Raw genomic sequence first — 26,806 nt, forward strand, 5'->3', positions numbered from 1 at the left:
ACTGTCCCGTGGCCGCGTTGGCGCGCCAATCATCAGGAGTTTGCGCCCGTGGCCACTGCCTCGATCATCGCCAAAGACTACGCCATCGCCGACCTCTCGCTTGCCGATTACGGCCGCACCGAGATCGCCATCGCCGAAACCGAAATGCCTGGCCTCATGGCTCTGCGCGAAGAATTTGGCGCATCGCAGCCGCTGAAGGGTGCGCGCATCACCGGATCGCTGCACATGACGATCCAGACCGCCGTGCTGATCGAGACGCTGGTCGCGCTCGGCGCGGAAGTGCGCTGGGCCACCTGCAACATCTTTTCCACGCAGGACCATGCCGCGGCTGCGATCGCGGCGCAGGGCATTCCCGTATACGCCATCAAGGGTGAGAGCCTCTCGGACTACTGGGACTACGTCGGCCGCATCTTCGACTGGTCAAGCGACGAAAATCCCGACCTTACTACCAACCTGATCCTCGACGATGGCGGCGACGCCACCATGTTCGCGCTGTGGGGCGCGCGCGTCGAAGCTGGCGAGCCGCTTTTCGAACCTTCGAATGCCGAGGAAATCGAGTTCGTCCGCGCGCTCAATGCCTTCCTCAAGGCCAAGCCGGGCTATCTCTCGCGTTCCGTCAACGCGATCAAAGGTGTGTCAGAGGAAACCACCACCGGCGTTCACCGCCTTTATCACCTCGCCAAGGACGGCAAGCTGCCGTTTCCCGCAATCAACGTGAATGACTCGGTCACAAAGTCCAAGTTTGACAACCTCTACGGCTGCCGTGAATCGCTGGTCGATGCGATCCGCCGCGCGACGGATGTCATGTTGGCGGGCAAAGTCGCTTGTGTTGCGGGCTTCGGCGACGTCGGCAAGGGGTCGGCGGCCTCGCTGCGCAACGGTGGTGCGCGCGTTCTGGTGACCGAGATCGATCCAATCTGCGCGCTGCAGGCCGCGATGGAGGGCTACGAAGTCGTCACCATGGAAGACGCCGTGACGCGTTGCGACATCTTCGTTACCGCCACCGGTAACGAAGCCGTGATCACCGGCGCGCACATGGAGCAGATGAAGGATAAGGCCATCGTCTGCAACATCGGCCACTTCGACAGCGAGATCCAGATCGCCGCTCTCGACAACTATGACTGGAAAGAGGTCAAGCCCGGTACCGACCTCGTCACGTTTCCCGATGGCAAGCAGCTGATCGTGCTGGCCAAGGGTCGGCTGGTCAACCTCGGCTGCGCCACCGGACACCCCAGCTTCGTTATGTCGGCCAGCTTCACCAACCAGACGCTGGCGCAGATCGAGTTGTTCTCGAAAAACGACGAATACGAAAACCGAGTATACGTTCTGCCCAAGCATCTCGACGAAAAGGTAGCGGCGCTGCATCTCGAAAAGCTGGGTGTGAAGCTCACCAAGCTGTCGAAGAAGCAGGCGGACTACATCGGTGTGCCGGAAGCAGGTCCGTTCAAGCCGGATCACTACCGCTACTGATCTCCTTCGCTCGATCCTGATAGGTGAGGGCCGCGTCCATCGGGCGCGGCCTTTTCTCGTTTGGCAGGGCGAAGACGCAGCACGACGCACATATACAACGGATTTCGTGACATCCCCCATTGTCAGCGCGGCGGCTCCGCATCATAGCCTGTCGCGATGGAATTATCCCGCTTCCTGCCTCTCCTGATCGGCCTGCTGCTCGGCACCTGGACAATGGCGGCGGCATGGGCCGTTCTCGTCGCGCGCGCCCGGCAGAAGCGGGCCGAACAGCAACTGCGCTCGGCCCGACGACTGGCCAAGATGGTGGAGGAATCGCCCGCCCTTCCGCTGCTGGTCCGCACGGACGGCCGCATAGAGGCCAGCCCGCGGTTGGCGCAGTGGCTTGGCCTTGATGGCGTTCCGCAGTATCTTTCGGAACTCGACGGCACGGGCAAAGGCATACCCGCTGAAAAGCTGGCGGAATTGACCGAAGCGGTCCGCCGTTGCCAGAAGACTGCCGCACCGTTCCGCATGGTGGCGACGCCGCACGGCTCCAGCCGCAGCCTTGCCCTTCGCGGTCATCTGGCGGACCCGCAAGTATCGCCGGGCGGCGCTGCACTGGTCTGGGTTTTCGACTTCAGTGACAGCGAGACAGAACTCACCCGCTTGCGGGACGAGGCGGCGCGTGCCCGCGGTGATTTCCACGCGTTGGTTTCTCTGATCGAGGCCGCCCCCATGCCGATGTGGTTCCGTCGCCCTGACGGCGAACTGCAACTGGTGAACCACGCCTACGTGGCCGCCGTAGGGGCGCAGAGCGCTGACGCTGTGGTCGCGAAAGGTATCGAACTGATCGAGGCGGTGGACGGCCTCACTCCTGGCCAGGTCGCCTGTCAGGCCATGGACAAGGGGATTCCGATCGAGCGCATCGTCTCCACGACCATCGACGGCCAGCGGCGTGCGCTTCGGGTCAGTGACCTGCCGTTGGGTGAGGATGGCGTGGCCGGTTACGCCGTCGACATCGAAGACCTGGAGGAAATGTCGCGCTCCTTCCGCGCTTTCCGTGAAGCGCAGCGGGCCTTGCTGGATCAGTTGTCTGCCGGTGTCGCGCAATTTGACGCCAAAAAGCGGCTGGCATTTGCCAATCAGCCATTCCAGCGTCTCTTCAAACTGGACGGCCGCATTCTTATCGATCCGCCTGCGTTCGAACGGCTGCTGGATTCGGCTCGAGACGCGAAGCGCGTCCCGGAAGTGCGAGACTTTCCGGCCTGGCGTCGTGAACGCGCTGCGTGGTTCGCGGCGGGCGACACGCAGGAAGAGGCATGGACTTTGGCCGACGGCACTCATTTGCGCATTGTGGCGCAGCCGGTGCCCGACGGTGGATTGCTGCTGATCGTTGAGGACCGGACCGAGCAACTGCGGCTTTCCGCCATGCGCGATACCTTGTTGCGCACGCGAACCGCCACGTTCGACAGTCTTTTCGAGTCGATCGCCGTCTTCGCGCCGGACGGACGGATGCAAATTTGGAACCGCCGGTTTGCGGCGGACTGGGGCCTCGAAAACGAGTTTCTCGACACTCACCCCCATATCGAGAGCTTGCTGAAAAAGATCGCCTCGCGGCTCAAGCGACCGGTTGAAGCGGAGACAGTGGGCAACGTCGTGCGTGCCGCGACGCTGGATCGGGCACAAACCGGGGGTCGTATTGCTCTGGCCGACGGGCGAATGCTTGAATTTGCCGGGGTGCCCCTGCCGGATGGCAATGGGCTGCTGGCCGTCCTCGACATCACCGATTCCCAGAAAGCCGAGGATGCCCTTCGCGAAAGCAACGTGGCACTGATCGAAGCTGACGCGATCAAAACCCGGTTCTTGGCGAACATGAGCAAGGAACTGCGCACGCCGCTTACCTCGATCGGCGGCTTCGCTGAAATGCTCTCGTTGGGCCTGGGTGGCGAACTCAGCGAATCCGGCGCTGATTACGTGAGGTCAATCATCGAAGCGTCGGCCCACCTTGGTGAACATATCGATAGCCTGCTCGATCTGTCGCAGAGCGAAGCCGGGCTTTTGCCCCTAAAGCTGGAAGAGATCGATCCCATGCCTTTCGTGCGCGGCGTGGTGGAGGAGCGGTCGGGCCGATTGCACAAGGCAGGCATCACCCTTGATCTGCAGGCGAACGGACTGATGCGTCCGATCGTAGCGGATCGTCGGCGCCTGGCGCGGGCGATCGGCCACATCGTGGAGAACGCGATTGCCGCATCACCCCGTGGTAGCCGCATCCTCGTGCAATTAGCGCGCCGCCGCGCCTCTTCGGGGAATGGCGATGCCTTACACATTCTTGTGCAAGACGACGGGCCGGGCCTTGATGGCCGGAGCTTGGCCCGTGCGCTCGACGGCATGAAAGTTAGCGCTGATGGCAAGACGGTGGACCGGTTGCAGGGTCTGGGCCTTCCGCTCGCGCGCCAGCTGGTCGAGGCACATGGCGGTTCACTGCGCCTCGCATCCGAACCCGGTAAGGGCACCAGCGCCACCATAGAATTGCCATGACGATCGACCTGCCGGACCTTGCCGCCATGGATCGGCTTGGCCGCTCAATAGCGGGCGTGTTGAGGGCCGGTGATGTCGTCGCGCTGACCGGCGGGCTTGGCGCAGGCAAGACGACGCTGGCTCGATCAATCATTGCCGGTCTTGGTCACGCAGGCGAAGTTCCATCGCCCAGTTTTGCGATTATTGAGCCGTACGATCCTCCTTCGGTGCGGCTGCCTTTGGTCCATGCGGACTTCTACCGACTGAAGCATCCGGACGAAGCGCAGGAAATCGGCCTTGATGATTACCGGGATGGCAGCGCGCTGATCGCCGAATGGCCAGATCACGCCGGTGGGTTTGCGCATGAGCCGGGCTGCCTTTCTATCACGTTGGAAATGGCTGCCACCGGCAGGATCGCCATTGTCGAAGGCGGTGCTGATTGGCTAGGGCGGATGCCGACATGACGTTGACACCGAACACAGCCGAAATCCGGCCGCAGCCCGAAAACCTTGATGCTTTCCTAGCCGCCGCCGGGTGGGGCGGGACGCAAGTGGAACCGCTGCCGGGGGATGCCTCGTTTCGCCGGTACTTCCGTATTCGCAAGGCAAGTGGCGAAACCGCCATGCTGATGGATGCCCCGCCACCGCAGGAAGATCCCGAACCATTCCTGCGCGCCGCCCATTGGCTGGATGATAACGGCATGCGCGCGCCGCATATTCTGGCCGAAAACGCCAGCCGTGGTCTGGTGCTGCTGGAAGACTTCGGCGATGTGCGGATGCGCGACTATCTCGATCAATGGCCTGATGATCAGACCACGGTCTACACCGCCGCTATCGATGCGCTGGCCAAGCTGCATCGCCTGCCGCCGGGACCGTTCCTGCATTACTCGCTGAGCGAGTACCAGCGCGAGGTCCGGCTTTTCATCGACTGGTATTGCACGTCTCAAAACCTTTACGTCGATGTTCCGGGTTTCGTGGCGGCTTGGGAAAAGGTTCTGGGCGGATTGCTCGGGCGTCAGCGTCCGGGGGTGACCGTGCTGCGCGATTACCATGCCGAGAATATCATGCTTCTGGGCAGCCTGGAGAAGCAGGGGCTGCTCGATTTTCAGGACGCGCTGATCGGCCACCCGGCCTATGATCTGGTATCCTTGCTTCAGGATGCCCGGCGCGATGTATCGCCTGAGCTGGAAGCGGCGATGTTCGATCATTACGTGCGCAAGGCGGATGTCGATGCAGACACATTCCTCGCGGACTATGCGCGGCTGGGCGCGCAGCGAAACATCAAGATCGTTGGCATCTTCGTGCGCTTGTGGCGGCGCGACGGGAAACCGCGGTATCTCGATCTTATCCCTCGGGTGTGGGCGCTGATGGAGCGTGATCTTGCGCATCCGGCTCTGGCACCCGTCGCTGCGTGGTTCGATGCCAATATTCCCGCGGCCTTGCGCGATGCGGACGGGGGGGCGTTCGCGCGATGACCATGAAGCCGCTCGCCAGCGATACGGCGATGATCCTGGCCGCAGGGCTGGGCAAGCGCATGCGTCCGTTGACGGCGAGCCAGCCAAAACCGCTGGTTCGCGTGGCCGGAAAGGCACTGATCGATCATGCCTTGGACAAACTCGGCAGCGCGGGCGTGGCGAATGCGGTGGTCAACGCGCACTACATGGCGGACGCTTTGGAGGGGCACCTAAAACTACGTAGGACCACCCCGACAATCGAAATGTCCGACGAACGCGACATTTTGCTGGAAACGGGCGGCGGCATGGTGCGCGCGGCTGCGATGCTGCCCGATCCGTTCTTTTGTCTCAACAGTGACAACATCTGGATCGATGGTCCGAACGATGTGTTCGCCGAACTGTCTCAGGGCTGGGACCCCTCGCGCATGGATGCGTTGGTGATGGTGGTCCCCCATACGCGGGCGCTAAATTATCGCGGTGAGGGCGATTTTCATCTCGATGCGGATGGCAAGGTTTCGCGGCGGCGTCCGGGCCGGGTGGCGCCGTTCATTTACACGGGCATCCAACTGGTGTCCCACCGCCTGCTTCGCGCGGCACCGGAGGGTCCGTTTTCAACCAACGTCCTGTGGAATCGCGCGATCGAGGAAGGGCGGCTTTATGGCATGTCGCACATGGGCCTCTGGTTCGAAGTCGGCGAACCTTCGGCGATCAAGCCGACCGAAGAGTGGATGATGCGTGCCTGAAAAGGCAGGGGCTGATCGTTCCGGCCCGCGCGTCTATTCGATCGCGGCGCATCGTGGATTTGCTGATGCATTGGTTGCTGGGCTGGTCCCCCGCTATTCGCAAGGGGAGCTTGGACTTGCACGGCTGACGTTGCTGCTGCCCAGCCGCCGCACGGTGCGGACCGTGACCGAAGCGTTCGTTCGCCATTCCGGGACCGGGATGCTGCTGCCGCGCATGGCGGTGGTGGGTGACCTCGATCTCGACGAAACGCTAGGCCCCTTGCTCGATCCGCTGGGCGCTGCCGACATTGCCCCTGCCGCCGACCCGACGCGGCGGTGGCTGCGACTGGCGCACTATCTGCGCGAGGTGGAAGGCGACGCTGCAGGCAAAGGCGCTGCCCTGTTGCGGCGGGCCTGGGAAATCGGGCGCACGATGGATCGCCTGATGGCGGAGGGCATCGCGCCGATCGATCTGCTTTCCGACCGGGTCATCGGCATCGTCGGCGAGATGGCCGGACATTGGACGGACAATACGCGCACGTTCCTGATGGTGCAGCAGCACTGGATCGCGGAACTGGCGTCGCGACAGGAGATCGACGCGCCGGATCGCCGCAACCGTCTGTTCGACCATGCGGCGCAGCGGTGGAAAGGCACCCCGCCGCCATACCCCGTGGTCGCTGCCGGTGTCACCGGCGCATCGCCAGCGCTGGCTCGGTTGCTTCGCGTGGTCAGCGAACTGGACAGCGGCAGCGTCGTGCTGCCCGATCTTGACCTGTCACTGGACGCACAAGTGTGGGACGAACTCGGCACGGCGGGGGCCCCGGCGCAGCACGACGATCCGCCGTTCAGCCGGTCCGATGCAGTGACGCACCCGCAGTACCACCTGAAGCTGCTGCTCAACCGGATGGGCGTGGCGCGCGACGAAGTGCGGCCATGGCACCGATCGGGACTGTCGGCCGCGCCGCCCGAACGAAGCCGGGCGATCTCCAACCTTTTCCTGCCGCCGCGCGCGTCGGCGGCCTGGGTCGATCTGCCACCGGAACGACGCCGCCTGGCCGGGGTTCGCCTGATGGAAAGCACACACCCCGGCGAAGAAGCGCAGGCCATCGCCATTCTGATCCGGGAAGCGCTGGAAGTGCCGGAGCGCCGGGTCGCCCTGATTTCGCCCGACCGTGGACTTGCGGCCCGAGTGGTCGGCCATCTGCAACGCTGGGGCATCGATGCCGACGATACCGCCGGGCGTCCCCTGCCGCAGACGGCGGCGGGCAGATTGCTGCTGCTGCTCGCCGAAGTCGTTGCCGAGCAGGGCGCGCCGGTTCCGCTGATCGCGCTGCTCGTCCATCCGCTGGCCGGAGCAGGAGCAGGGCGGCCCGCGTGGCTGGAGAACGCCCGCAAGTTCGACCTTGCCTTGCGTGGTCCACGACCGGGAATAGGTTTGGAAACGCTGACGGCTCGCGCTCAGGATGAAAAGCTGGGGGAATGGTGGGCGCCCATCGCCACGATCCTGTCGCCGTTGTTTGCTCTTTCGGAAAGCGAGCCGCTGGAATCGCTGCTCGGCCTGTTGATCGAAGCAGCGGAAGCCTTGTGCGGAGAAGCCATCTGGACGGGCGCAGACGGGCGCGGCCTCAGCGCGTTCATCGAGGAATTGCGCGCCGCCGCCGGTTCGGCAGGCACGTTGCTGGACCCGCGCGAACTGCCCGCGATGCTGCGTGACGCGATGGACCGGGTCTCGGTGCGTCCGCCATGGGGCGGGCATCCTCGCGTGTCGATCTACGGCCTGCTGGAAGCACGGATGGGCCGTGCCGATCTGCTCGTGTGCGGGGGATTGGTGGAGGGCGTATGGCCCGCCAGTCCATCGCAGGATGCGTTGCTGCCACCTGCCGTTTTGCGAGCGTTGGGAGTGCCTGGCGCCGATTTCCGCATCGGTCTTGCCGCGCATGACCTTGCCGCCGCTCTCGGCGCGCCGGAAGTCGTGCTGAGTTGGGCGCAGCGCGACGAAGGCGGGCCGGTGATCCCGTCGCGCTTCGTGCTTCGCGTCCGGGCCATGCTGGGCGACCAGCTGGACCGTCATCGCGAGGTGGAAGCCATCCGTCTCGCTCGCGCCCTGGACGACGCAGCATCTGTACCCGCCCATCGCCGTCCGCAACCCACGCCGAGCGACGAGCAGCGGCGCGTTGACCTTTCCGTCACCGGGTTGGACCGTCTGCGCGGCGATCCGTACCAGTTCTACGCCAGCTCGATCCTGGGCCTTCGCACCATCGACGGGCTGGATGCCGAGCCGAGCGCGGCCTGGAAGGGCGAGGTTGCTCACCTTATCATGCAGCGCTGGCACGAGGCGGGGGAACCGGCGGCGGGTCTACACGCGATAGCGCAGGACGTGCTCACCGAGCAGAACGCGCACCCCCTGATGCGGGCGCTTTGGTGGCCGCGCCTTTCGGCCGCTTTGGAGACATTCGAAAGCAGGATTCTCGATGCCAAGGCGAAGGGCCGGCAGGTTCTCGCGGTGGAGAAGTGGGGAGACATGCAGCATCGCGGCATTCGCATTCATGGGCGGGCCGACCGGATCGATCGCAAGGAAGACGGCGACATCGCCGTGGTCGATTACAAGACCGGCCAGCCGCCGACCGGGCGGCGTGTGCAGGAGGGCTTTGCGCTGCAGTTGGGTGTCGTCGCGCTGATCGCGGAGGCCGGTGGCTTCGAAGGCATCGACGGAAAGGCCAGCGCGTTCGAATACTGGTCCATGGCGAAGTCCAAGGACGGCACGATGGGCTACGATTTCGAACCCGTTCTGGAGGGCCGCAAGAAATCCGGCATCCCGCGTGAGGATTTCCTGCCCGAAACACGCCGCTTTCTGGACGACGCGCTGGACCGCTGGATACTGGGCACCGAGCCGTTCACGGCACGGCTCAACCCCGAATTGGGCAGCTACGCCGACTATGACCAGCTGATGCGGCTGGACGAATGGATCACCTCTCTGGGCGGTTCATCGCGTGACGAGGAGGGCGCGGCATGAGCGGCCCGGCAAGCGTCCATCCGCTGCACGGCAACCAGATGCTGGCCGTCGATCCGCAGGAAACGGTCTGGCTTTCCGCCTCGGCTGGTACGGGAAAGACGCAGGTTCTGTCGTCGCGCGTGTTGCGTCTGCTTCTGCAGCCGGGGGTTGAGCCGTCGCAAGTGCTGTGCCTTACCTTCACCAAGGCGGGGGCCACCGAAATGGCCGCCCGCATCAATGGTACGCTCGCGGAATGGGTGCGCCTTGAAGATGCCGCGCTGGGGATGCGGCTGGCGGCGATCGGTGCGCAGGCAAGCGACGAGACCAAGGCCCGTGCGCGCACCCTGTTCGCTTCCGTGCTGGATAGTCCGGGCGGGGGCCTGCGGATCGATACGATCCACGCCTTCTCGCAGTGGCTGCTCGCCACGTTCCCGCAGGAAGCGGACCTGATCCCCGGCAGCCGCCCCATGGAAGAACGTGAACGCGAGCTTCTGGCGCGTCAGGTGCTGGGCGATCTGCTGGTCGGGGCGGAAGGCGATCCTCTGGGCGATCCGTCGCTGCTGCTGGCGGTGGAGCAGCTGTCGCTGCGTCATGGCCCGGACGCGGTGATGGAGTTTCTGCTGCGCTGCGCCTCGGCGCGCGGCGCGTGGTTCGGCCCGGGAAGCTGGCAGTCCGGCGACATGCGCGCGAATGTGTTGCGCCTGATCGGGCTGGGCGCTGACGTCGATTGGGATTGGCTGGCACAGCAGTGCGGTGATGCCGCGTTCGATGTGGTTTCGCTACGCCGCTGCATGGACGTGAACCATCAATGGGGCACGAAGACCGGGCTGGCGAGCGTCGATGTCATCAGCGAATGGCTGCTCGGTGACGAGGCCCAGCGCCTTGCCGAGATCGACAAACTGGCGCGCGAGTTCCTGACCCAGAAGAACGAACCCAAGGCGAGCAAGTCTCAGGACAAGATCGACCCGGCCTATGCGGACTATGCGGCGCGGTTAGTGGCCTGCATCACCACGATCCGGTCGATGCGCGCGCTGTTGTCGCTTGCCGATCGGCTGGTGCCGGCGCTGCGGCTGGGCCGGGCGTTTGCGCTGGCGTGGGACGAGGCAAAGCAGCGCGAGGGGCTGATCGATTTCGATGACCAGATCCGCCGTGCCGCCGATCTCCTGAGCAATCGGGCGCAGGCGGACTGGATCCGTTATAAGCTGGACCGGCGCTTCGATCACATCCTGGTGGACGAGGCGCAGGACACCAACGCCGCGCAGTGGGACATCATCTTCGCGATGGCGGGTGAGTTCTGGGCCGGGCTGGGCCAGCACGCCGATCTGATGCGCACGCTGTTCGTCGTCGGCGATTACAAGCAGGCGATCTTCCGCTTTCAGGGGACGAGCCCCGAAAACTTCCGTCGCGCCGCTGAACGCGTGCGGCGGGAGATGGGTGAGGCAGCGCAGAACGCGGAAATGCTGCGCAGCAATCTGGCTCCTCGCAACCTTCTGGAACTGGGGCTGGACCGCTCCTTTCGCACGGCCCAGACAGTCCTTGATTTCGTGGACAAGGCGATTTCGGGTGTCGGCCACATCAATTTCGGCCTCGACGCTCCGCCTGAACGGCACGAAGGGCAGGACCGCCCCGGCTACGTTGCCCTTTGGCAACCCGTCAGCGAGGGCGGGGACATCGACGACGAGGATATCGCCGAAGACGCGGAAGAGGGCACCGCGCCCAACTGGCTGTCCCGCCCGGATCGCCAGATGGCGGAGCGCATTGCTTTGCAGGTTCGCGAATGGCTGGACCTGCAGGGCCCCGGCCTGACGCTGGTCAAAGGCGGGAAGCGACGCGCCGGAGCAGGCGACATCATGGTGCTGGTCCGTCAGCGCAAAGAGCTTGCCGGGCTGATCGTCGCCCGGCTCCATGCTGCCGGAGTGCCGGTCGCGGGCGTCGATCGTCTGCGGCTGGGCGCACCGCTGGCGGTCAAGGATCTGGTCGCGGCACTGCGGTTCGCGGTGCAACCGCTCGATGACCTGAACCTCGCGTCGCTCCTCGTGTCCCCGCTGTTGGGATGGACGCAGGAGCAACTGCTGCAGCATGCCTACCGCCCGCGCCACACGCCGTTGTGGGATCATCTGCGCCGATCGCGCGAAGCGGATGTAGCTTTGGTGATGGAGCAACTGGGCAGTCTGCTGGCCAAGGCTGATTACGATCCGCCGCAGGATTTGCTGCAATGGCTGCTGGTCGGCCCATGGCAGGGCCGCCGCCGCCTCGTCGCGCGGCTGGGGACCGAGGCGAACGATCCGATCGATGAACTGGTCAACGCCGCCAAGGCCTATGTGGTGACGGACACGCCCAGCCTTGCAGGGTTCCTCGCCTGGTTCGATTCGGGTGACGGTGAGCTGAAGCGAGAGGCGGACAACGCCGCCGGGCTGGTACGGGTAATGACCGTCCACGGATCGAAAGGTCTGCAGGCCCCGATCGTCATCCTTGCCGATGCCACCAGCAACCCGGACAATGCGCGCGAACGCGGGCTGGACCTGCCCGATCCGCGAAACGACGCGCGGGTCATTCCCCTGCCGCCGCTGTCGAAGGACGAAAAGCAGGGCCGCATCGCCGATCGGATCGAGGAAGCGCGGGCGGCGGACGAGCAGGAGCATTGGCGCCTGCTCTACGTGGCGATGACCCGCGCGGAAGAAGCGCTGTTCGTCGGCGGTGCGCTGGGCAGTCGCGATCGGCAGGGGCCAAGCCCGAAAAGCTGGTATGCTCGCTTGCGCGAAGTCTTTCCGCCGGAAGCGGAAGTTGCCGACCCGATCTGGGGGGCGAAGTGCGAGCACGGCGCCTTGGCAGCATCGGTGCCTGTCGCCGCCGCATCGCCGCAGTTGCCGTTTCGCGATCCCTTGCCGGCATGGCTGGAACGCGTGCCTCCAGCCGAACCGCGTCCGCCGCGTCCGCTGGCGCCATCGCGGCTCGGGGAAGACGAGGCGCCGGATCCGCCGTTTCCTCAGGGGGCAGGGCGCGATGCCGCGCGGCGCGGTACTCTGATCCACAAATTGCTGGAGCGTCTGCCTGACGTTTCCATAGGCCAGCGTGAAAATGCCGGAGCAGCCTGGCTGGATCGCCATGCAGCGGATATGGAGATGGCCGAGCGTCAGCACCTGCTTGCCAGCGCGCTTGCCGTCCTTTCCAACCCCGAATGGGCCGATCTGTTCTCAGCCGACAGTCTTGCCGAAGTGCCGGTGGCGGCTGTCGTTGGCGGGCAGGTTGTGGCGGGCACGATCGATCGTCTGGTAGTGCAGCCGAACCGGATCAGGCTCGTTGACTACAAAAGCGCGCGGCGCCCACCGCAAACGCTGGAGGATGTGCCGGTTGGCGTCCTGCGGCAAATGGGCGCGTATGCTGCCGCGCTGGAAGCGACGTTTCCGGGCAGGGCGGTTGACGTGGCGCTGCTCTATACAGCTGTCCCGCGTCTGATCGACGTTCCTGCCGACGTGCTCGCGCTGCACAAGCCGGACTTGCCGCCGCGCGAGTAAAGCTTTCCAGCCACGGCGTTGCGTCTGCGGGTTTCGTCCCTAGATTGCGTCCAACCTTTCAAGGAGTTTCTTTCGATGTCCACCATTGCCGTCACCGATGCCAGCTTCGAGGACGACGTCCTCAAGTCCGACAAGCCCGTTCTTGTGGATTTCTGGGCCGACTGGTGCGGTCCGTGCAAGATGATCGCGCCCGCTCTCGAAGAGATCGGTGAGGAACTGGCCGACAAGGTGACGATCGCCAAGATGGACATCATGGCCAACACCGGCATTCCCGCCGAGATCGGCGTGAAGTCCATCCCGCTGCTGGTCCTGTTCAAGGACGGCAAGCAGGTGGCGCAAAAGCTTGGCGCGGCGCCGAAGAACGCGCTCAAGGGCTGGCTCGAAGGCGAACTTTGATCGCCGGGTAACTTCTCTTTTGACTGAAACGGCCCCTGTCGCTTGAAGCGGCGGGGGCTTTTTCGTGGTGGGATGGGGTCAGCCCAGACGGGCGACGATGCCCGCAAACTGATCCCAGAGCGCGGGACTGGATGCGCCGATCAGGTCGCGTCGCTCGTATTCATCCACGCGGTAAGGGCTGCCGTCCGGGCGCGCGGCTTTCCCGCCCGCTTCGTTCAGGAACAGCACCCCGGCGGCGTGATCCCACGGCAGCGTCCGATTGAAGACCGAGATGTCGTTTACGCCCAGCACCAGACGCGGGTACTGCTCGGCCGCGCACCGCGGAATATCGACCAGACGATAGTGCGGGTCGATGTGAGTCCGGACCTTTTCCCGCGCCTGCGCATCGAGAAAAATGGTGGAGATGGCAGCGACAGGCGGCGCTTCGCCGGTGGTTTGAGCACTGACGCGCGTGCCGTCGATCCAAGCGCCGCCGCCGCACGTCGCGCTGCAGAACCGCCCCGTGAGACAGTCCAGAATCCAGCCGCCGAGGATTTCGCCCCGATCGGCCAGCGCGACCAGCACCCCAAACGGCGGCTTGCCCGCCGCGAAATTGTTGGTGCCGTCCAGCGGATCGACGATCCAGCAAAGCCGTTCCCGCAAGCGTTCCATGACGCTGCCATCGGCGTACACGGCTTCTTCACCGACCACCGCAGCCTCCGGCATCAGGGCGGCTAGCCTGTCGGTCAACAGTGCTTCGGCGTCACGGTCGGCCACGGTGACGACATCGTTCACCGCCTTGGTGTCGATCTGGTCAGCGGCCAGCGTCTGATAATGCGGCAGGATCGCGCGATCGCTGGCATCGCGCATGATCGCTTCCACGGATGCGGTGAGTGCGGGGCCGATCACGTCAGCGGGATCATCACTTGGGCAGCGAAGCCCGGCCGCTCTTTCAGTCGGGCATACCAGTCGCTTACGGCGGCGAACTCGGGCTTTTCGAAGGGCAGGCTGAACCAGGTGTAGGCATAGACCCCCATCGGAATGTCGCCGATGCCGAACTGGCTGCCCGAAAGCCACGGCGTCTGGGAAAGGTACTGGTCCATGACGGCGAGGTACTGCGCGCAGCGGCCGACATCACGGGCGATGGCAGCATGGTCCCACTCAGCCTGCGGCGTCCGCGCATGGCTGAGGAAGGGGACGCGCTGCGCGTCGGCATAGGTGAATTGCCAGTCCATCCAGCGATCGGCCAGCGCCCGGTCGATCGGATCGCGCGCGAACCAGCGTTCGCCGCCGTACTCCGCCGCCATGTAGCGCAGGATCGCGTTCGATTCCCATAGCGTGATCTTCCCGTCTTCGATCGTCGGGATCAGGCGATTGGGATTCTTTGCAAGGTATTCGTCGGTGTAGCCGAACTTCCCGCCGATATCGTGCCGCACATACGCAAGGCCCAATTCTTCCGCGAACCAGGCGACTTTCTTGACGTTATGAGAGTTGAGGCGACCCCAGATCGTGAAGGACGGTGCGGCCATCGTCAGCTCCGGTAATCGGCGTTGATCGAGATGTAGCCATGCGTGAGGTCGCAGGTCCACACCGTCGCGCTGCCATCGCCGAGGCCAAGATCGACCTCGATGGTGACCTCCTGACCTTTGAGATGCGCCGCGACGGGCGCTTCGTCATACTCGGGGAGCGGCAATCCCTCTCGCGCGGCCCACGTGCCACCAAAGCCGATGGAGAGCTTGTCGCGATCGGCAGGCTCGCCCGCTTTGCCTACGGCCATGACCACGCGGCCCCAATTGGCATCCTCACCCGCGATCGCCGTCTTGACGAGGGGGGAGTTGGCGACGGCCATGCCGACCTTGCGCGCGCTTTCGTCCGACACGGCGCCGCTCACGCTGACCGCGATGAATTTCTGCGCGCCTTCGCCGTCGCGCACCACGAGATGCGCCAACTGGCGACAGACATCGTGCACCGCTGCGGCAAAGGCATGGGCGCCGGCGCTGTCGAAGGACGCCAATGGCGTATTGCCTGCCTTGCCGGTTGCGAAGGCGAGCACGGTATCGCTGGTCGACGTGTCGGAATCGACCGTGATGCATGAAAACGTGCGCTCGTTCGCGGCGGACAGGCACGCCTGCAGGAACGCTGGTTCCACGGCGGCGTCCGTGAACAGGTAGCCCAGCATCGTCGCCATGTCGGGCGCGATCATGCCCGATCCCTTGATGATCGCGCTGATGGTGACTTTGACGTCGCCGATCATCGCGGTAGCCGTCGCGCCTTTGGGGAACGTGTCTGTCGTCGCGATGGTCTGTGCCGCGTCCTCCCATGAGCAGGGTGCGGCGTCGAGCGCCCTGGCGACGCCTTCACGCGCCTTGTCCTTGGGAAGCGGCACGCCGATCACGCCGGTGGACGACACGAAGACCTCCCGCCGATCACAGCCCAGGTGGTCCGCCACTTGATCCATAATCTGTTCGACCGCCTCTCGCCCGCGGTAGCCGGTGAACGCATTGGAATTGCCGGCATTGACCACCAGCGCCCGCGCGCGCCCAAGCGCCGCATTCTCTCGCCCAAGCTCCACTTCGCTGGAACAACAGATGTTGCGGGTGAAGACGCCCGCCACGGCGGTGCCTTCGTCTAGCGTCACATAGGTAAGATCGCACCGACCCCAATCCTTGTATCCCGCGCGCACGACATGGGGCGTGACCCCCGCGATCGGCGACAGGGAGGGAAAGGGCGAGGCGAGGGGGGAAACGGGGTAGGCCATGGCCGGATTGCCTAGCGTGTGGGCATCCAACGTCAAGCAGCGGAAAGCGCCCGGACAGCCGAATGCACGACGGAATCAAGTGTGTGGTGGACAGGTCGCGCACTCGACCCTATCTGCATCCATCATGGCCCATCGCCTGCTCCTGACCCTGCTTGCCCTGCTGACGGGCCTTGCCGCGCAAATCGGCACGGTGGAAGCGTGCGCGTCGCGGTCGTCGGCGGTGCAGGTGCAGCCGCTGCGGGAGGTCGCTGCGAAAGCTCCGCGTGCGCCGGTGGCGTTGGCGCGATTGCCCGAGCCGGGGCTGCGTAACACGCGACTCCATGCGCCGCCGCGCATTGTTGCGTCGGCCCCGATCGCCGTTGCGACGGTTCTCACAGGAATAGACCGCGCCCGCGAGTAACGCGGGCGACGTGCCATTTCACGCTCGTTCGGCGAGCGTTCGCGTGCTCGGCCTGCGGGTCGAAGCGCGCCAATCCATCTTACGCATTCACGAAAACAGGGATCCACCGCCATGCTCGGCGCACTCGTCAAATCCATCTTCGGCTCGTCCAACGAGCGCTACGTCAAGTCGCTCGACAAGATCGTCGCCCAGATCAACGCTTTCGAGCCGGCGCTGGAGGCCTTTAGCCACGATGAACTGTCCGCCCAAACGCCCAAGTTCCGGGAGATGCTGGCCAATGGTTCGTCGCTCGACGACATTCTGCCGGAAGCGTTCGCCACGGTGCGTGAGGCGTCGAAGCGCGTGTTCGGCATGCGCCACTTCGACGTCCAGCTGATCGGCGGCATCGTCCTTCATCGCGGCGAAATCGCTGAAATGCGTACGGGTGAGGGCAAGACCCTGGTCGCCACCACCGCGACGTACCTGAACGCGCTGGAGGGCAAGGGCGTTCACGTCGTCACCGTGAACGATTACCTCGCTCGCCGCGACGCCGAGCAGATGGGCCGCCTGCATGGCTTGCTGGGTCTGACCATCGGCGTGATCGTGCCCAACCTCAACGAGTTCGAGCGCCGGGAAGCCTATGGCGCCGACATCACGTACGGCACAAACAACGAATTCGGTTTCGACTACCTTCGCGACAACATGAAGCACGAGCGCAGCCAGATGGTGCAGCGCCCCTTCAACTTCGCCGTGGTCGACGAAGTGGACTCGATTCTGATCGACGAAGCGCGCACGCCGCTGATCATCTCCGGCCCGACCGACGACAAGAGCGAGCTGTACGTTCAGGTCGACGTCATCGTGAAGCAGCTGGTGCCCGAGGATTACGAGGCGGACGAAAAGACCAAGAACATCTCGCTAACCGAGGATGGCGTCGAGAAGGCCGAGCGCATGCTCGAGGCCGCCGGGCTTCTGGAAGGTTCGAACCTCTACGACGTCGAGAACACGCAGGTCGTCCATCACCTGGACCAGGCGCTCAAGGCCGTGGTCATGTTCAAGCTCGATACCGACTACATCGTAAAGGACGACAAGGTCGTCATCATCGATGAGTTCACCGGTCGCATGATGGACGGGCGTCGCTGGTCCAACGGCCTGCACCAGGCGGTAGAAGCCAAGGAAGGCGTGCGGATCGAGCCTGAGAACCAGACGCTGGCGTCGATCACGTTCCAGAACTATTTCCGCATGTACCCCAAGCTTTCGGGCATGACCGGCACCGCCGCGACCGAGGCGGGTGAATTCTACGACATTTACAAGATGAACGTCGTCACCATCCCCACCAACGTCCCTGTGATGCGCGTGGATGAGGAAGACGAGTTCTACAAGAACACGCTCGACAAGTTCGCTGCCATCGCCAAGCTGATCCGCGAGAAGTACGAGACCGGGCAGCCGGTGCTGGTCGGCACGGTGTCGATCGAGAAATCGGAACTGCTGTCGGACTTCCTTACCAAGGAAGGCGTCAAGCACTCGGTCCTGAACGCCCGCTTCCACGAGATGGAAGCCCACATCGTGGCGCAGGCGGGCAGTCTGCGCGCCGTCACGATCGCCACCAACATGGCCGGTCGCGGCACCGACATTCAGCTTGGTGGTAACGTCGAGTTCCGGATCGAGGACGAGCTGCGCGACATGCCCGAAGGGCCGGAGCGTGACGCCGCGATCGACAAGATCAAGGCCGAAGTGCGCGAGCAGAAGCGTTTGGTCCTCGAAGCTGGCGGGCTGTGCGTCATCGGCACCGAGCGCCACGAAAGCCGTCGTATCGACAATCAGCTGCGCGGCCGTTCAGGCCGTCAGGGCGATCCGGGCCTGTCCAAGTTCTACCTCTGCCTTGAGGATGACCTGCTTCGCATCTTCGGCCCCGATACGCTGTTCTCCAAGATGATGAACAACAATCTTGCCGACGGCGAGGCGATCGGGTCAAAATGGCTCTCGAAGGCCATCGAAACCGCGCAAAAGAAGGTCGAAGCCCGCAACTACGAAGTCCGCAAGCAGGTCGTCGAATACGATGACGTGATGAACGACCAGCGCAAGGTCATCTACGAACAGCGTGCCGACATCATGGACGCGGACACCGTGGACGATGTGGTGGTCGACATGCGCCATGACACCATCAACGCCCTGGTCGCCGACACCTGCCCGCAAGGCTCCTATCCCGAGCACTGGAAGGTCGAGGAACTGAAGGAGCGGGCCAAGGACATCCTCAACGTCGACGTGCCGATCGAGGCGTGGATCGACGAGGATGGCGTGGAGCCGGAAGACATCGAACAGCGCATCACCGACATGACCGATGCGCAGATGGCCGAGAAAATGGCGCAGGACGATCCCGCGATCTGGCGTCAGGTCGAAAAGTCGATCCTGCTGGACCGCCTTGATCACTATTGGAAAGAACACCTCGCCACGCTGGACGCGCTGCGTCAGGTCGTGTTCCTGCGTGCCTATGCCCAGAAGCAGCCGATCAACGAATACAAGCAGGAAGCGTTCAGCCTGTTCGAGCGGATGCTGGACACGATCCGTGAGGACGTGACGCGCATCATCTCGGTAAGCGAAATCCGCATGCCAGAGCCTGCGATGTTGCCCGAACTGCCGGACTTCCTCACCGGCCATATCGATCCGTTCACCGGTCTCGACAATTCAGACGATGGCGACGGCTCCAGCCGCTATCCCGAGCTGTTCGGCAATCTGGCCGGAAGCCCGGATGGAACGACGCGCGGCTTCACCATGGACGGCCAAGGGGACCCGTCACAGGGCGATCCCTATGCCGGGCTGGCCATCAGCCGCAACGCGCCTTGCCCATGCGGATCGGGCAACAAGTACAAGCACTGCCACGGCGCTCTGGTCTGATCGCGGGGCTGGTCTTGAGGTGACGGGTCCGATGGCCTGTCCGCTACGACCAGTGACGGGGACGGCCTGAAACCGTCCCCGGTCGTGTGCCGTTCCCTCTGCAAAGGAGACGCACATGACCGACACCATCGAGATGATCCATGAGGACGGCCTGCCCGGTCACGAAAGCACTCTGGATCCCAAGCCGGAATGGCAACCGCGCTACCCCGGATCGGGCCGCCTTACTGACAAGGTGGCCATCATTACCGGCGCCGATAGCGGCATCGGCCGCGCGGTGGCAGCCCTCTATGCCCGTGAAGGCGCCGACATCGCCATCGTCTATCTCCTGGAAGATGACGACGCGGCGGAAACCAAGCGCATCGTCGAAAGCGAAGGACGGCGGGCGATCACGATCAGGGCCGATGTAGGATCGCGCTCGATGTGCGACAGCATCGTCGAGCAGACGCTGGCGGCGTTTGGCCGGATCGACATCGTGGTCAACAACGCGGGCGAACAGCATCCCGACAAGGACATCACCGACATCTCCGAAGAGCAGCTTCGGCGCACGTTCCAAACGAACATCTTCGGCATGTTCTTCCTGGTGCAGGCGGCGCGTCCGCATCTCGAGGCAGGGGCGGCCATCGTCAATTGCACGAGCGTGACGATGTACAACGGCAGCAAGGAACTGCTGGATTACAGCTCGACCAAAGGCGCGATTACCGCGTTCACACGCTCGCTCTCGGAAAATCTCATCGAGCACGGCATCCGCGTCAACGCCGTCGCGCCCGGACCGATCTGGACTCCGCTCAATCCCTGCGGCGGGGCGAGCCCGGAAAAGCTGAAGCATTTCGGAGAGGGCACCCCGATCGGGCGGCCCGGCCAGCCGAACGAAGTCGCGCCATCGTTTCTGTTCCTCGCGTGTGAGGACGCCAGCTACATGAGCGGGCAGGTCCTCCATCCCAACGGCGGGATGATCGTGAACGGGTAGCGCGAATTGCCAATGATCGGGCAGGAGGGCGATGGAATCGCCTTGCTGCTCGATCAGATGGTGGGAATCTCTCAAGTCTCTGAGGATCGGCCCGAACAGCGTCGTTAGCGGTGAGGGGCGTTCAGCTTTTATCCGAGTAGTATTGATGCACTGCGGGGCAGGCAGCCAGGATCGACAGCACGATAAGGGGAACCCAATCCGCTAGATGCTCTTTCGTAAGGAAACGCCGCGAAAGGAACGATGATGACCACGCCTCGGACTCACGAAGACAAAGAGCATCAGGACGATAAGCGGCAGGAGCGCCTCAATCCAGGCCAGAACGAGGTAGAGTTCGCGCGCGACCGTCCCGGCGACAAGCCAAAGCAGCCGGATTCGTCGCCCTACACATAATGACGCCTTCAGGCTGATGACCTGCCGCTAATAACGGAATGCCGATCAAATTTGCTGTATGGGGCGCTCAATCACCGAGCGGCTTTGCCTTAATCGGTAAGGCAGTATGAATGAGTGCCGGGTGCAGGCGCATCGGCGAACAATCCCCGCCCTGCCAGGGGCTGCATTTGCCGGTCTATTTGGAAGATGTTGGCTCCCCGAGTAGGATTCGAACCTACGGCCATTCGATTAACAGTCGAATGCTCTACCGCTGAGCTATCGGGGAGCAGCCTGTCAGTGTTACCACCGCCGGGCAGGGGTGCGCCTATAACAGCGCCAGAAAGATTGGCAACCCCGTCTCCATAGAAATTTGCCTTAAACCAAAAAAATTACGCGCGGTGCGGGGCGTGGAAAGCGTCAGCTTCAAACCTGAAACTGCTCGGCAAAAATGCGTTCCTCCAAGGTGAATCCGGGATCGAACAGCAGCGTCAGTTCCTTTTCGGCAGATGCGATGATCCGCACTTTGGCGACGTCGCGCACTTCTTTCTGATCGGCGACGGCCGCGACCGGGCGCTTGTCCGGTTCGCGGATATAGAATTCCACTTCCGCGCTTTCCGGCAGGATTGCGCCTTTCCAGCGGCGAGGGCGGAAGGGGCTTAGGGGCGTCAACGCGAGCATGCGGCAGCCCAGCGGCAAGATTGGTCCGTTGGCGGACAGGTTATAGGCGGTGGAGCCGACCGGGGTCGCCACCAGAATGCCGTCTCCCGCCAGTTCTTCCATGCGCACCCGGCCATTGATGCGCACTTCCAGCTTGGCAGTCTGGCGGGTTTCGCGCAGCAGCGACACTTCATTGATCGCGTAAAAGCTGTGCTCGATCCCGGCGCGGGTGGTCGCGTGCATGCAGAGGGGGCGCACGGGCACCGAATGAGCTTCTGCCACGCGCCGAGCGATGGGCACTTCGTCGTGCGAACCGTTCATCAGGAAGCCGACGGTACCCAGATTCATGCCGTACACCGGCTTCATGAAATCCCAGTCGAGCATTTCGTGCAGGACGTGGAGCAGAAAGCCATCACCGCCCAGGACGACGAGCACGTCCGCTTCTTCCGGAGAGACCCACGAATGCGATTTGCGCAGTGCCACGGCGCCGGCTTGCGCCTTCGCGCTGTCCGACACGATCAGCGCCAGTTTCGCTTCCTTGCTCATCACTTCTCCGTCGGCCTGTTTTTCAGATCAGACCCATTACGGGACTATGCCCGTTGTGAGACGCGGGGCTGTCGAATTTTGAAGGGTTTTGCAAGGGGTTTGGGTTATGGCCGCACCATGGGTTTCAAACGAAGCGATCAGATGGCCGGACGAAGCAAGGGCAGCGCAGCCAGAGGGCTGACCGACCGGCTCACCGGTATCCCCGGCATCGATGCCGTGCATGACCGGGTGGCGGCGTGGCGCGCGGATCCCGGATTTGCGCCGCATAAGGCCCATGTCCATGCCATGCTGCTGAGCCTTCGTCGTCTGGACGCCATCAACATGGCCTATGGCGAGGCGGCTGGCGACGGTGCGCTGGAAGAAGTGGCGGCGCGGATCAGCCATTTTGCCGAAGAGGAACTAGACGGGCCATGGTTGCTGGCGAGGGCGGGTGGCGGCAGCTTCCTGCTGGTGGCCAACGAGGCGTGCAGCCGAGAACGCTGGCAACTGGTGGCAGACCAGCTTGCCGACATGATCGCCCGGCCGATCCCGGTCGCATCCGGTATTTTGCGCCTGTCGCCGCGCGTCGCGTTGATCCGCGCCGTTGCGGAGGAAAGTGTTGAATCGATGCTCGACCGGCTGGGTCACGCGCTCAGCGATGCGCACGATCAGCAAGGATCGCGTCTCGCCTGGGCCGATGGCGAAGTGACGCCGCCGGGGCGCACTGCCCAGCAGCTGGAAGCGGATCTGCTCGTCGCCATCGACCGGGACGAGATCGAGGTCCTGTTCCAGCCACAGTTCGATCTGACCGACGATTGCCTGACCGGCGCCGAGGCGCTGGCCCGTTGGAATCATCCCGAACTGGGCAGGATCGGCGCGGGCGCGCTGTTCGCCATCGCCGAGCGCGCCGATCACGTCGGCCCTCTGTCACGGCATATCGCGGCCAAGGCGATGTGGGCGGCGAAGCAGTGGCCGGGGCAATTGCGCCTGTCCATCAACGTCACGGCGGCCGATCTTGCGTTTGGCAGCTACACCCGGCAGATGCTGGATCTGGTACGCGAGAGCGGATTTCCGCCCCGCCGACTGACGCTGGAAGTGACGGAGCAGACGCTGATCGGCGACATCACCTTGGCGGCGCAGACCATGGCGGACTTTTCGGCGCAGGGCATCCGCATCGCGCTGGATGATTTCGGGGCGGGGTTCTGCAACTTCCGCTATCTGAAAGTGCTACCGATCCATTACCTGAAGCTGGACCGCTCGATGATTGATGACATCACGACCGACCGGCGGGACGTTGCCGTGTTGCGTGCGATCGTGGCGATGGCGCGGGCGCTCGACCTTCAGGTCATTGCCGAGGGTATCGAGGATGAAGGGCAACGCCAGGTCGTCGCGCGCGAAGGGTGTGCTTATTTCCAGGGCTTCCTGCGCGCCCAGCCGATGAGCGCGGCGATGTTCGACAAGCTGGCTCGGACGGAATGCCTCAGCGAAGCAGAAGCATCGGCGGCTTAGGATTAAGGGGTTTCACGCGAAGGCGCAAAGAAGGTGTGAGGCGCCGCAGGGTTGTTTCTCTCAGAACTCGATGAGGCAAGCGCGAGGCTTCTGATTGAAGGGCTACGCCGGAGGGGCGGGACCCTCGCGCCTCCGCGTGAAATTCTTCTGCCTCAGCCCTTGCGCGCAACAGCGCTGAGGCCCTTGGTCAATTGAAGCAGGCCGTTCAGGCGGCTCTTCGGGTCACCCCAGGCACGCTGCAGGACCAGCTTGTTGTCCGGCCGCAGCTTGATCGCGCCTTGCAGGCGTTCGGCATACGCGATGAGGCCAGCGGGGTTCGGGAAATTGTCGTTGTGGAAGCTGACCAGCGTACCACGCGGGCCGACATCGATCTTGGAGACATGAGCCTCGATCGCCTGCCGCTTGATCTGGATCAGCTGGACTAGGTTCGCGGTCGGCTGAGGCAGCGGGCCGAAGCGGTCGATCATCTCCGCCGAAAGGGATTCGATTTCCTGCTGGCTGTCCGCATCATTGAGGCGACGGTACAGCGCCATGCGGACGGCCAGGTCTGGCACGTATTCTTCCGGGATCATGATCGGTGCTTCCACCGTGATCTGCGGTGACAGGCCGGTCGTGTCCTTTTCCAGCCCGACCCCGCCCGCACGCGCGGCGAGGATCGCGTCCTCCAGCATCGACTGGTACAGTTCGAACCCGACCTCACGGATGTGGCCGGACTGTTCGTCGCCGAGGAGGTTGCCTGCCCCGCGAATGTCGAGATCGTGGCTGGCGAGCTGGAACCCGGCGCCAAGCGAATCGAGGTCGCCCAGCACTTTGAGCCGCTTTTCGGATACTTCCGAGAGGGCCTGGTTCGGCGGCGTGGTCAGATAGGCATAGGCGCGCAGCTTCGACCGGCCCACGCGGCCGCGAAGCTGGTAAAGCTGCGCCAGGCCGAACCGATCGGCGCGGTGAATGATGATCGTGTTGGCGCGCGGAATGTCGAGGCCGGATTCGACGATCGTCGTCGACAGCAGCACCTCGTACTTGCCCTCGTAAAAGGCGCTCATGCGCTCTTCCACTTCGCCTGCGCTCATCTGGCCGTGGGCGGTGATGCATTTCACCTCGGGAACGTGCTTGTGCAGCCAGTCCTCGACTTCGGGCATGTCGGCGATGCGGGGGACGACGATGAAGCTCTGGCCGCCGCGATGGTGTTCGCGCAGCAGGGCCTCGCGCATCACCATATCGTCCCACTCCATCACGTAGGTGCGCACGGCAAGTCGATCCACCGGCGGGGTCTGGATGGTGGACAGTTCGCGTAGCCCGCTCATCGCCATCTGCAGCGTGCGCGGGATCGGGGTGGCCGTCAGCGTCAGGACATGGACGTCGGCGCGCAGCTGCTTGAGCTTTTCCTTGTGGTTGACGCCGAAGCGCTGCTCCTCATCGACGATGACGAGGCCGAGCCGCTTGAAGCTGACCGATTTCGAGAGGATCGCGTGGGTGCCGCAGACCACGTCCATGGTTCCTTCGGCCAGCCCATCGCGGGTCGCCTTGGCTTCCTTGTCCGGCACCAGACGCGATAGCCGCCCGACGTTGAGAGGGAAGCCGGCGAAACGCTCTGCGAAACCGGAGTAATGCTGGCGAGCGAGGAGCGTGGTTGGTGCCACGACCGCGACTTGCTGCCCGGCCATCGCCGCCACGAATGCGGCGCGCAAGGCGACTTCGGTCTTGCCGAAGCCGACATCGCCGCAGACCAGCCGGTCCATTGGGCGGCCGGACGCGAGATCGTCCAGCGTATCGGAAATTGCCGCGTCCTGATCTTCTGTTTCCTGCCACGGGAAACGATCAACGAACTGGTTGAACGAGGATTCGTCCGCCGCCAGAACCGGCGCTTCCCGCAGGGCGCGCTCGGCGGCGGTCTTCATCAGTTCGCCCGCGATTTCGCGGATGCGTTCCTTCAGCTTGGCGCGGCGGCGCTGCCATGCCTCTCCGCCCAGCTTGTCGAGCGTGACGCCCTCGGCCTCGCTGCCATAGCGGGACAGCACGTCGAGGTTCTCGACCGGGATGTAGAGCTTGTCGCCGCCCGCATACGTCAGCATCACGCAGTCGTGCGGGGATTTGCCGACGGGGATGGACTGCAGGCCTTCGTAGCGCCCGATGCCGTGGTCCATGTGGACGATCAGGTCGCCCGGCGTCAGTGCCGCCAGTTCGGCAAGGAAGGCGTCGGAATCTTTCTTGCGCTTCTTCCGGCGGACCAGGCGATCGCCCAGGATGTCCTGCTCGGTGATGACTTCCAGCGCGTCGTTGGAGAAGCCGGTTTCGAGCGGCAGGACCAGCGCGGCGGAGCGGCCCTGAACGGCAAGGCCGAGCGCTTCCTGCCAGGTTTCGGCCAGGCGCGGTTCCGGGCCCTGCGCTTCGCCGAGGATCGAGGCGAGGCGGGCGCGGCTGCCGGTGGAGTAGGCGGCCAGGATCGCCTTGCGACCCGACTTGCTGATCGCCTGCAAATGCTTGGCGGCCGCTTCATAGGCGTTGTCCCCCCGAGCACGTTCCGGAGCGAAATCGCGGGCATTGCCAAAACCGAAGTCGATGACCTTGGCGCTTTCGGGCTGCGCGAAGGGGTCGGACCGGTGGACCGGGTGATCGGCGATGGCGCGATCGAATTCGTCTTTCGAGAGATAGAGCGAATCGATCGGCAGCGGTCGGTAGGAGCCGGCTTTCTGTCCCGAGGTGTCCAGACGGGCCTTGTGGTAGTCGGCAATGTCGGTGATGCGCTCGTCCGCCGCGCCGACGGCGGCGCTGTCCATCACAATGACGTCATCGCTCGAAAGGTGATCGAACAGCGTAACCAGCCGGTCCTCGAACAGCGGGAGCCAATGCTCCATGCCCGCGAGCCGCCGACCATCGCTGACTGCCTGATACAGGGGGTCGGCGGTGGCATTCGCCCCGAACCGTTCACGATAGCGCGTGCGGAACCGCTTGACGGTGTCATCGTCCAGCAAGGCTTCGCTGGCGGGCAGCAGCAGATGTTCCGGCACGGTGCCGGTGGAGCGCTGCGTCCCCGTATCGAACAGGCGCAGCGTTTCCAGCTCGTCCCCAAAGAAATCGAGGCGGAGGCCGCCATCGAGACCGGACGGCACGATGTCGAAGATCGATCCGCGCACGGCGAACTCGCCCGCGTCGATCGCGGTGTCGCTCCGCTGGTAGCCCTGGCGACGCAGCAGGCCGATCAGGCTTTCGTGTCCCACTTCCATGCCGGGCTTCAGCAGGCGCACCGATTCGCGGATGCGGAATGGAGTCAGGACGCGCTGGAGCAGGGCGTTTGTGGTGGTGACCAGCAACTGCGGGCCGGTGCGCTTGGCCTGCAGCGAATGGAGCGCGGCAAGACGCCGGGCGCTGACCGATAGCGCCGGGCTGGCCCGATCGTACGGCAAACAGTCCCACGCCGGAAATTCGATGACGTCCAGCTCTGGGGCAAAGAATTGCGCGGCGTCCGATACCGCGCGCATCGCCGTCTCGTTGTCGGCGACGAAGACTACGCGGCCCCCGGCGCCATTGACGCCGGCGACGGCACGAGCCAGATCGGCCATGACCAGCGGCTGGCTGCCGCGCGTCACCGATGCCAGGGTCAGTGGCGTCGAGGCGGAAAGGATGCGGGAAAAATCAGGCATATCGGCGAATGGGCGCGAGATATGCGGGGCGGCCGGGAAATACAATCGTCTTGCTGCCAATGTGTCAGTTGTCGGACCGATTTGTG

18 protein-coding genes and 1 tRNA gene are annotated in these 26,806 nt (G+C 64.1%); 13 read left to right on the forward strand and 6 right to left on the reverse strand.

The window, feature by feature from the left end; all coding sequences use genetic code 11:
- Positions 1-48 precede the first annotated feature (48 nt).
- The 8 genes from ahcY (at position 49) to trxA (ending at position 13,044) form a co-directional block, all read left to right on the forward strand.
- On the forward strand, positions 49-1,470 hold the full coding sequence (gene ahcY / locus ACZ1JM_RS05645; RefSeq protein WP_465133863.1) for an adenosylhomocysteinase: 1,422 nt from the start codon (positions 49-51) through the stop codon (positions 1,468-1,470).
- Positions 1,471-1,626: 156 nt separating this feature from the next.
- Positions 1,627-3,987 carry a sensor histidine kinase gene (locus ACZ1JM_RS05650; protein WP_465133864.1) on the forward strand — a complete coding sequence of 787 codons (2,361 nt, stop codon included), beginning with the start codon at positions 1,627-1,629 and terminating at the stop codon, positions 3,985-3,987.
- Positions 3,984-4,430: a tRNA (adenosine(37)-N6)-threonylcarbamoyltransferase complex ATPase subunit type 1 TsaE gene (tsaE, locus tag ACZ1JM_RS05655; protein WP_465133865.1), complete on the forward strand. Its 447-nt coding sequence runs from the start codon at positions 3,984-3,986 to the stop codon at positions 4,428-4,430. The genes ACZ1JM_RS05650 and tsaE overlap by 4 nt, the downstream gene beginning before the upstream one ends.
- Entirely contained in the window at positions 4,427-5,440 is a 1,014-nt protein-coding gene (locus tag ACZ1JM_RS05660; protein WP_465133866.1) for an aminoglycoside phosphotransferase family protein, read from the forward strand. The genes tsaE and ACZ1JM_RS05660 overlap by 4 nt, the downstream gene beginning before the upstream one ends.
- On the forward strand, positions 5,437-6,162 hold the full coding sequence (locus tag ACZ1JM_RS05665) for a nucleotidyltransferase family protein (RefSeq protein WP_465133867.1): 726 nt from the start codon (positions 5,437-5,439) through the stop codon (positions 6,160-6,162). The genes ACZ1JM_RS05660 and ACZ1JM_RS05665 overlap by 4 nt, the downstream gene beginning before the upstream one ends.
- The gene (gene addB / locus ACZ1JM_RS05670; RefSeq protein ID WP_465133868.1) at positions 6,155-9,154 is read left to right on the forward strand and encodes a double-strand break repair protein AddB; all 3,000 of its coding nucleotides are present in this window, start codon (positions 6,155-6,157) and stop codon (positions 9,152-9,154) included. Before ACZ1JM_RS05665 ends, addB begins: the two co-directional genes overlap by 8 nt.
- Positions 9,151-12,648 carry a double-strand break repair helicase AddA gene (addA, locus tag ACZ1JM_RS05675; protein ID WP_465133869.1) on the forward strand — a complete coding sequence of 1,166 codons (3,498 nt, stop codon included), beginning with the start codon at positions 9,151-9,153 and terminating at the stop codon, positions 12,646-12,648. Before addB ends, addA begins: the two co-directional genes overlap by 4 nt.
- Before the next feature lie 75 nt (positions 12,649-12,723).
- Complete coding sequence (gene trxA / locus ACZ1JM_RS05680; RefSeq protein ID WP_465133870.1) at positions 12,724-13,044, forward strand: thioredoxin; 321 nt, start codon at positions 12,724-12,726, stop codon at positions 13,042-13,044.
- A 78-nt stretch (positions 13,045-13,122) separates the two neighbouring features.
- Here trxA and ACZ1JM_RS05685 read toward each other — a convergent pair whose 3' ends face one another.
- Genes ACZ1JM_RS05685 through argJ form a run of 3 tightly spaced genes read right to left on the reverse strand, consistent with a single transcriptional unit; the run spans position 13,123 to position 15,781 of the window.
- Positions 13,123-13,932: an inositol monophosphatase family protein gene (locus tag ACZ1JM_RS05685; RefSeq protein WP_465133871.1), complete on the reverse strand. Its 810-nt coding sequence runs from the start codon at positions 13,930-13,932 to the stop codon at positions 13,123-13,125.
- Positions 13,929-14,552 (reverse strand): glutathione S-transferase family protein, encoded by a 624-nt coding sequence (locus ACZ1JM_RS05690; protein WP_465133872.1) that lies wholly within the window; start codon positions 14,550-14,552, stop codon positions 13,929-13,931. Before ACZ1JM_RS05690 ends, ACZ1JM_RS05685 begins: the two co-directional genes overlap by 4 nt.
- A 2-nt stretch (positions 14,553-14,554) precedes the next feature.
- Positions 14,555-15,781 (reverse strand): bifunctional glutamate N-acetyltransferase/amino-acid acetyltransferase ArgJ, encoded by a 1,227-nt coding sequence (gene argJ / locus ACZ1JM_RS05695; protein ID WP_465133873.1) that lies wholly within the window; start codon positions 15,779-15,781, stop codon positions 14,555-14,557.
- 124 nt (positions 15,782-15,905) lie between these two features.
- Between argJ and ACZ1JM_RS05700 the strand changes: the two genes are divergently transcribed.
- The 4 genes from ACZ1JM_RS05700 (at position 15,906) to ACZ1JM_RS05715 (ending at position 20,409) form a co-directional block, all read left to right on the forward strand.
- A complete protein-coding gene (locus ACZ1JM_RS05700) occupies positions 15,906-16,181 on the forward strand; it encodes a hypothetical protein (RefSeq protein WP_465133874.1) in 276 nt (91 codons plus the stop codon).
- 111 nt (positions 16,182-16,292) lie between these two features.
- Entirely contained in the window at positions 16,293-19,052 is a 2,760-nt protein-coding gene (secA, locus tag ACZ1JM_RS05705; RefSeq protein ID WP_465133875.1) for a preprotein translocase subunit SecA, read from the forward strand.
- 115 nt (positions 19,053-19,167) lie between these two features.
- Complete coding sequence (locus ACZ1JM_RS05710; RefSeq protein ID WP_465133876.1) at positions 19,168-20,019, forward strand: SDR family oxidoreductase; 852 nt, start codon at positions 19,168-19,170, stop codon at positions 20,017-20,019.
- Positions 20,020-20,259: 240 nt separating this feature from the next.
- The gene (locus tag ACZ1JM_RS05715) at positions 20,260-20,409 is read left to right on the forward strand and encodes a hypothetical protein (protein ID WP_465133877.1); all 150 of its coding nucleotides are present in this window, start codon (positions 20,260-20,262) and stop codon (positions 20,407-20,409) included.
- A gap of 190 nt (positions 20,410-20,599) precedes the next feature.
- Here the strand turns inward: ACZ1JM_RS05715 and ACZ1JM_RS05720 are convergent.
- Together ACZ1JM_RS05720 and ACZ1JM_RS05725 are read right to left on the reverse strand one after the other, a co-directional pair.
- Positions 20,600-20,674, reverse strand: a tRNA-Asn gene (locus tag ACZ1JM_RS05720).
- Positions 20,675-20,811: 137 nt separating this feature from the next.
- A complete protein-coding gene (locus tag ACZ1JM_RS05725) occupies positions 20,812-21,591 on the reverse strand; it encodes an NAD kinase (RefSeq protein WP_465133878.1) in 780 nt (259 codons plus the stop codon).
- A gap of 117 nt (positions 21,592-21,708) precedes the next feature.
- Here ACZ1JM_RS05725 and ACZ1JM_RS05730 point away from each other — a divergent pair, with 117 nt between their 5' ends.
- Entirely contained in the window at positions 21,709-23,079 is a 1,371-nt protein-coding gene (locus tag ACZ1JM_RS05730; protein ID WP_465133879.1) for an EAL domain-containing protein, read from the forward strand.
- A 152-nt stretch (positions 23,080-23,231) separates the two neighbouring features.
- Here the strand turns inward: ACZ1JM_RS05730 and mfd are convergent, their stop codons facing one another.
- A complete protein-coding gene (gene mfd / locus ACZ1JM_RS05735; protein ID WP_465133880.1) occupies positions 23,232-26,720 on the reverse strand; it encodes a transcription-repair coupling factor in 3,489 nt (1,162 codons plus the stop codon).
- Positions 26,721-26,806 lie beyond the last annotated feature (86 nt).

Source organism: Novosphingobium sp. BL-S-24 (assembly GCF_055521575.1).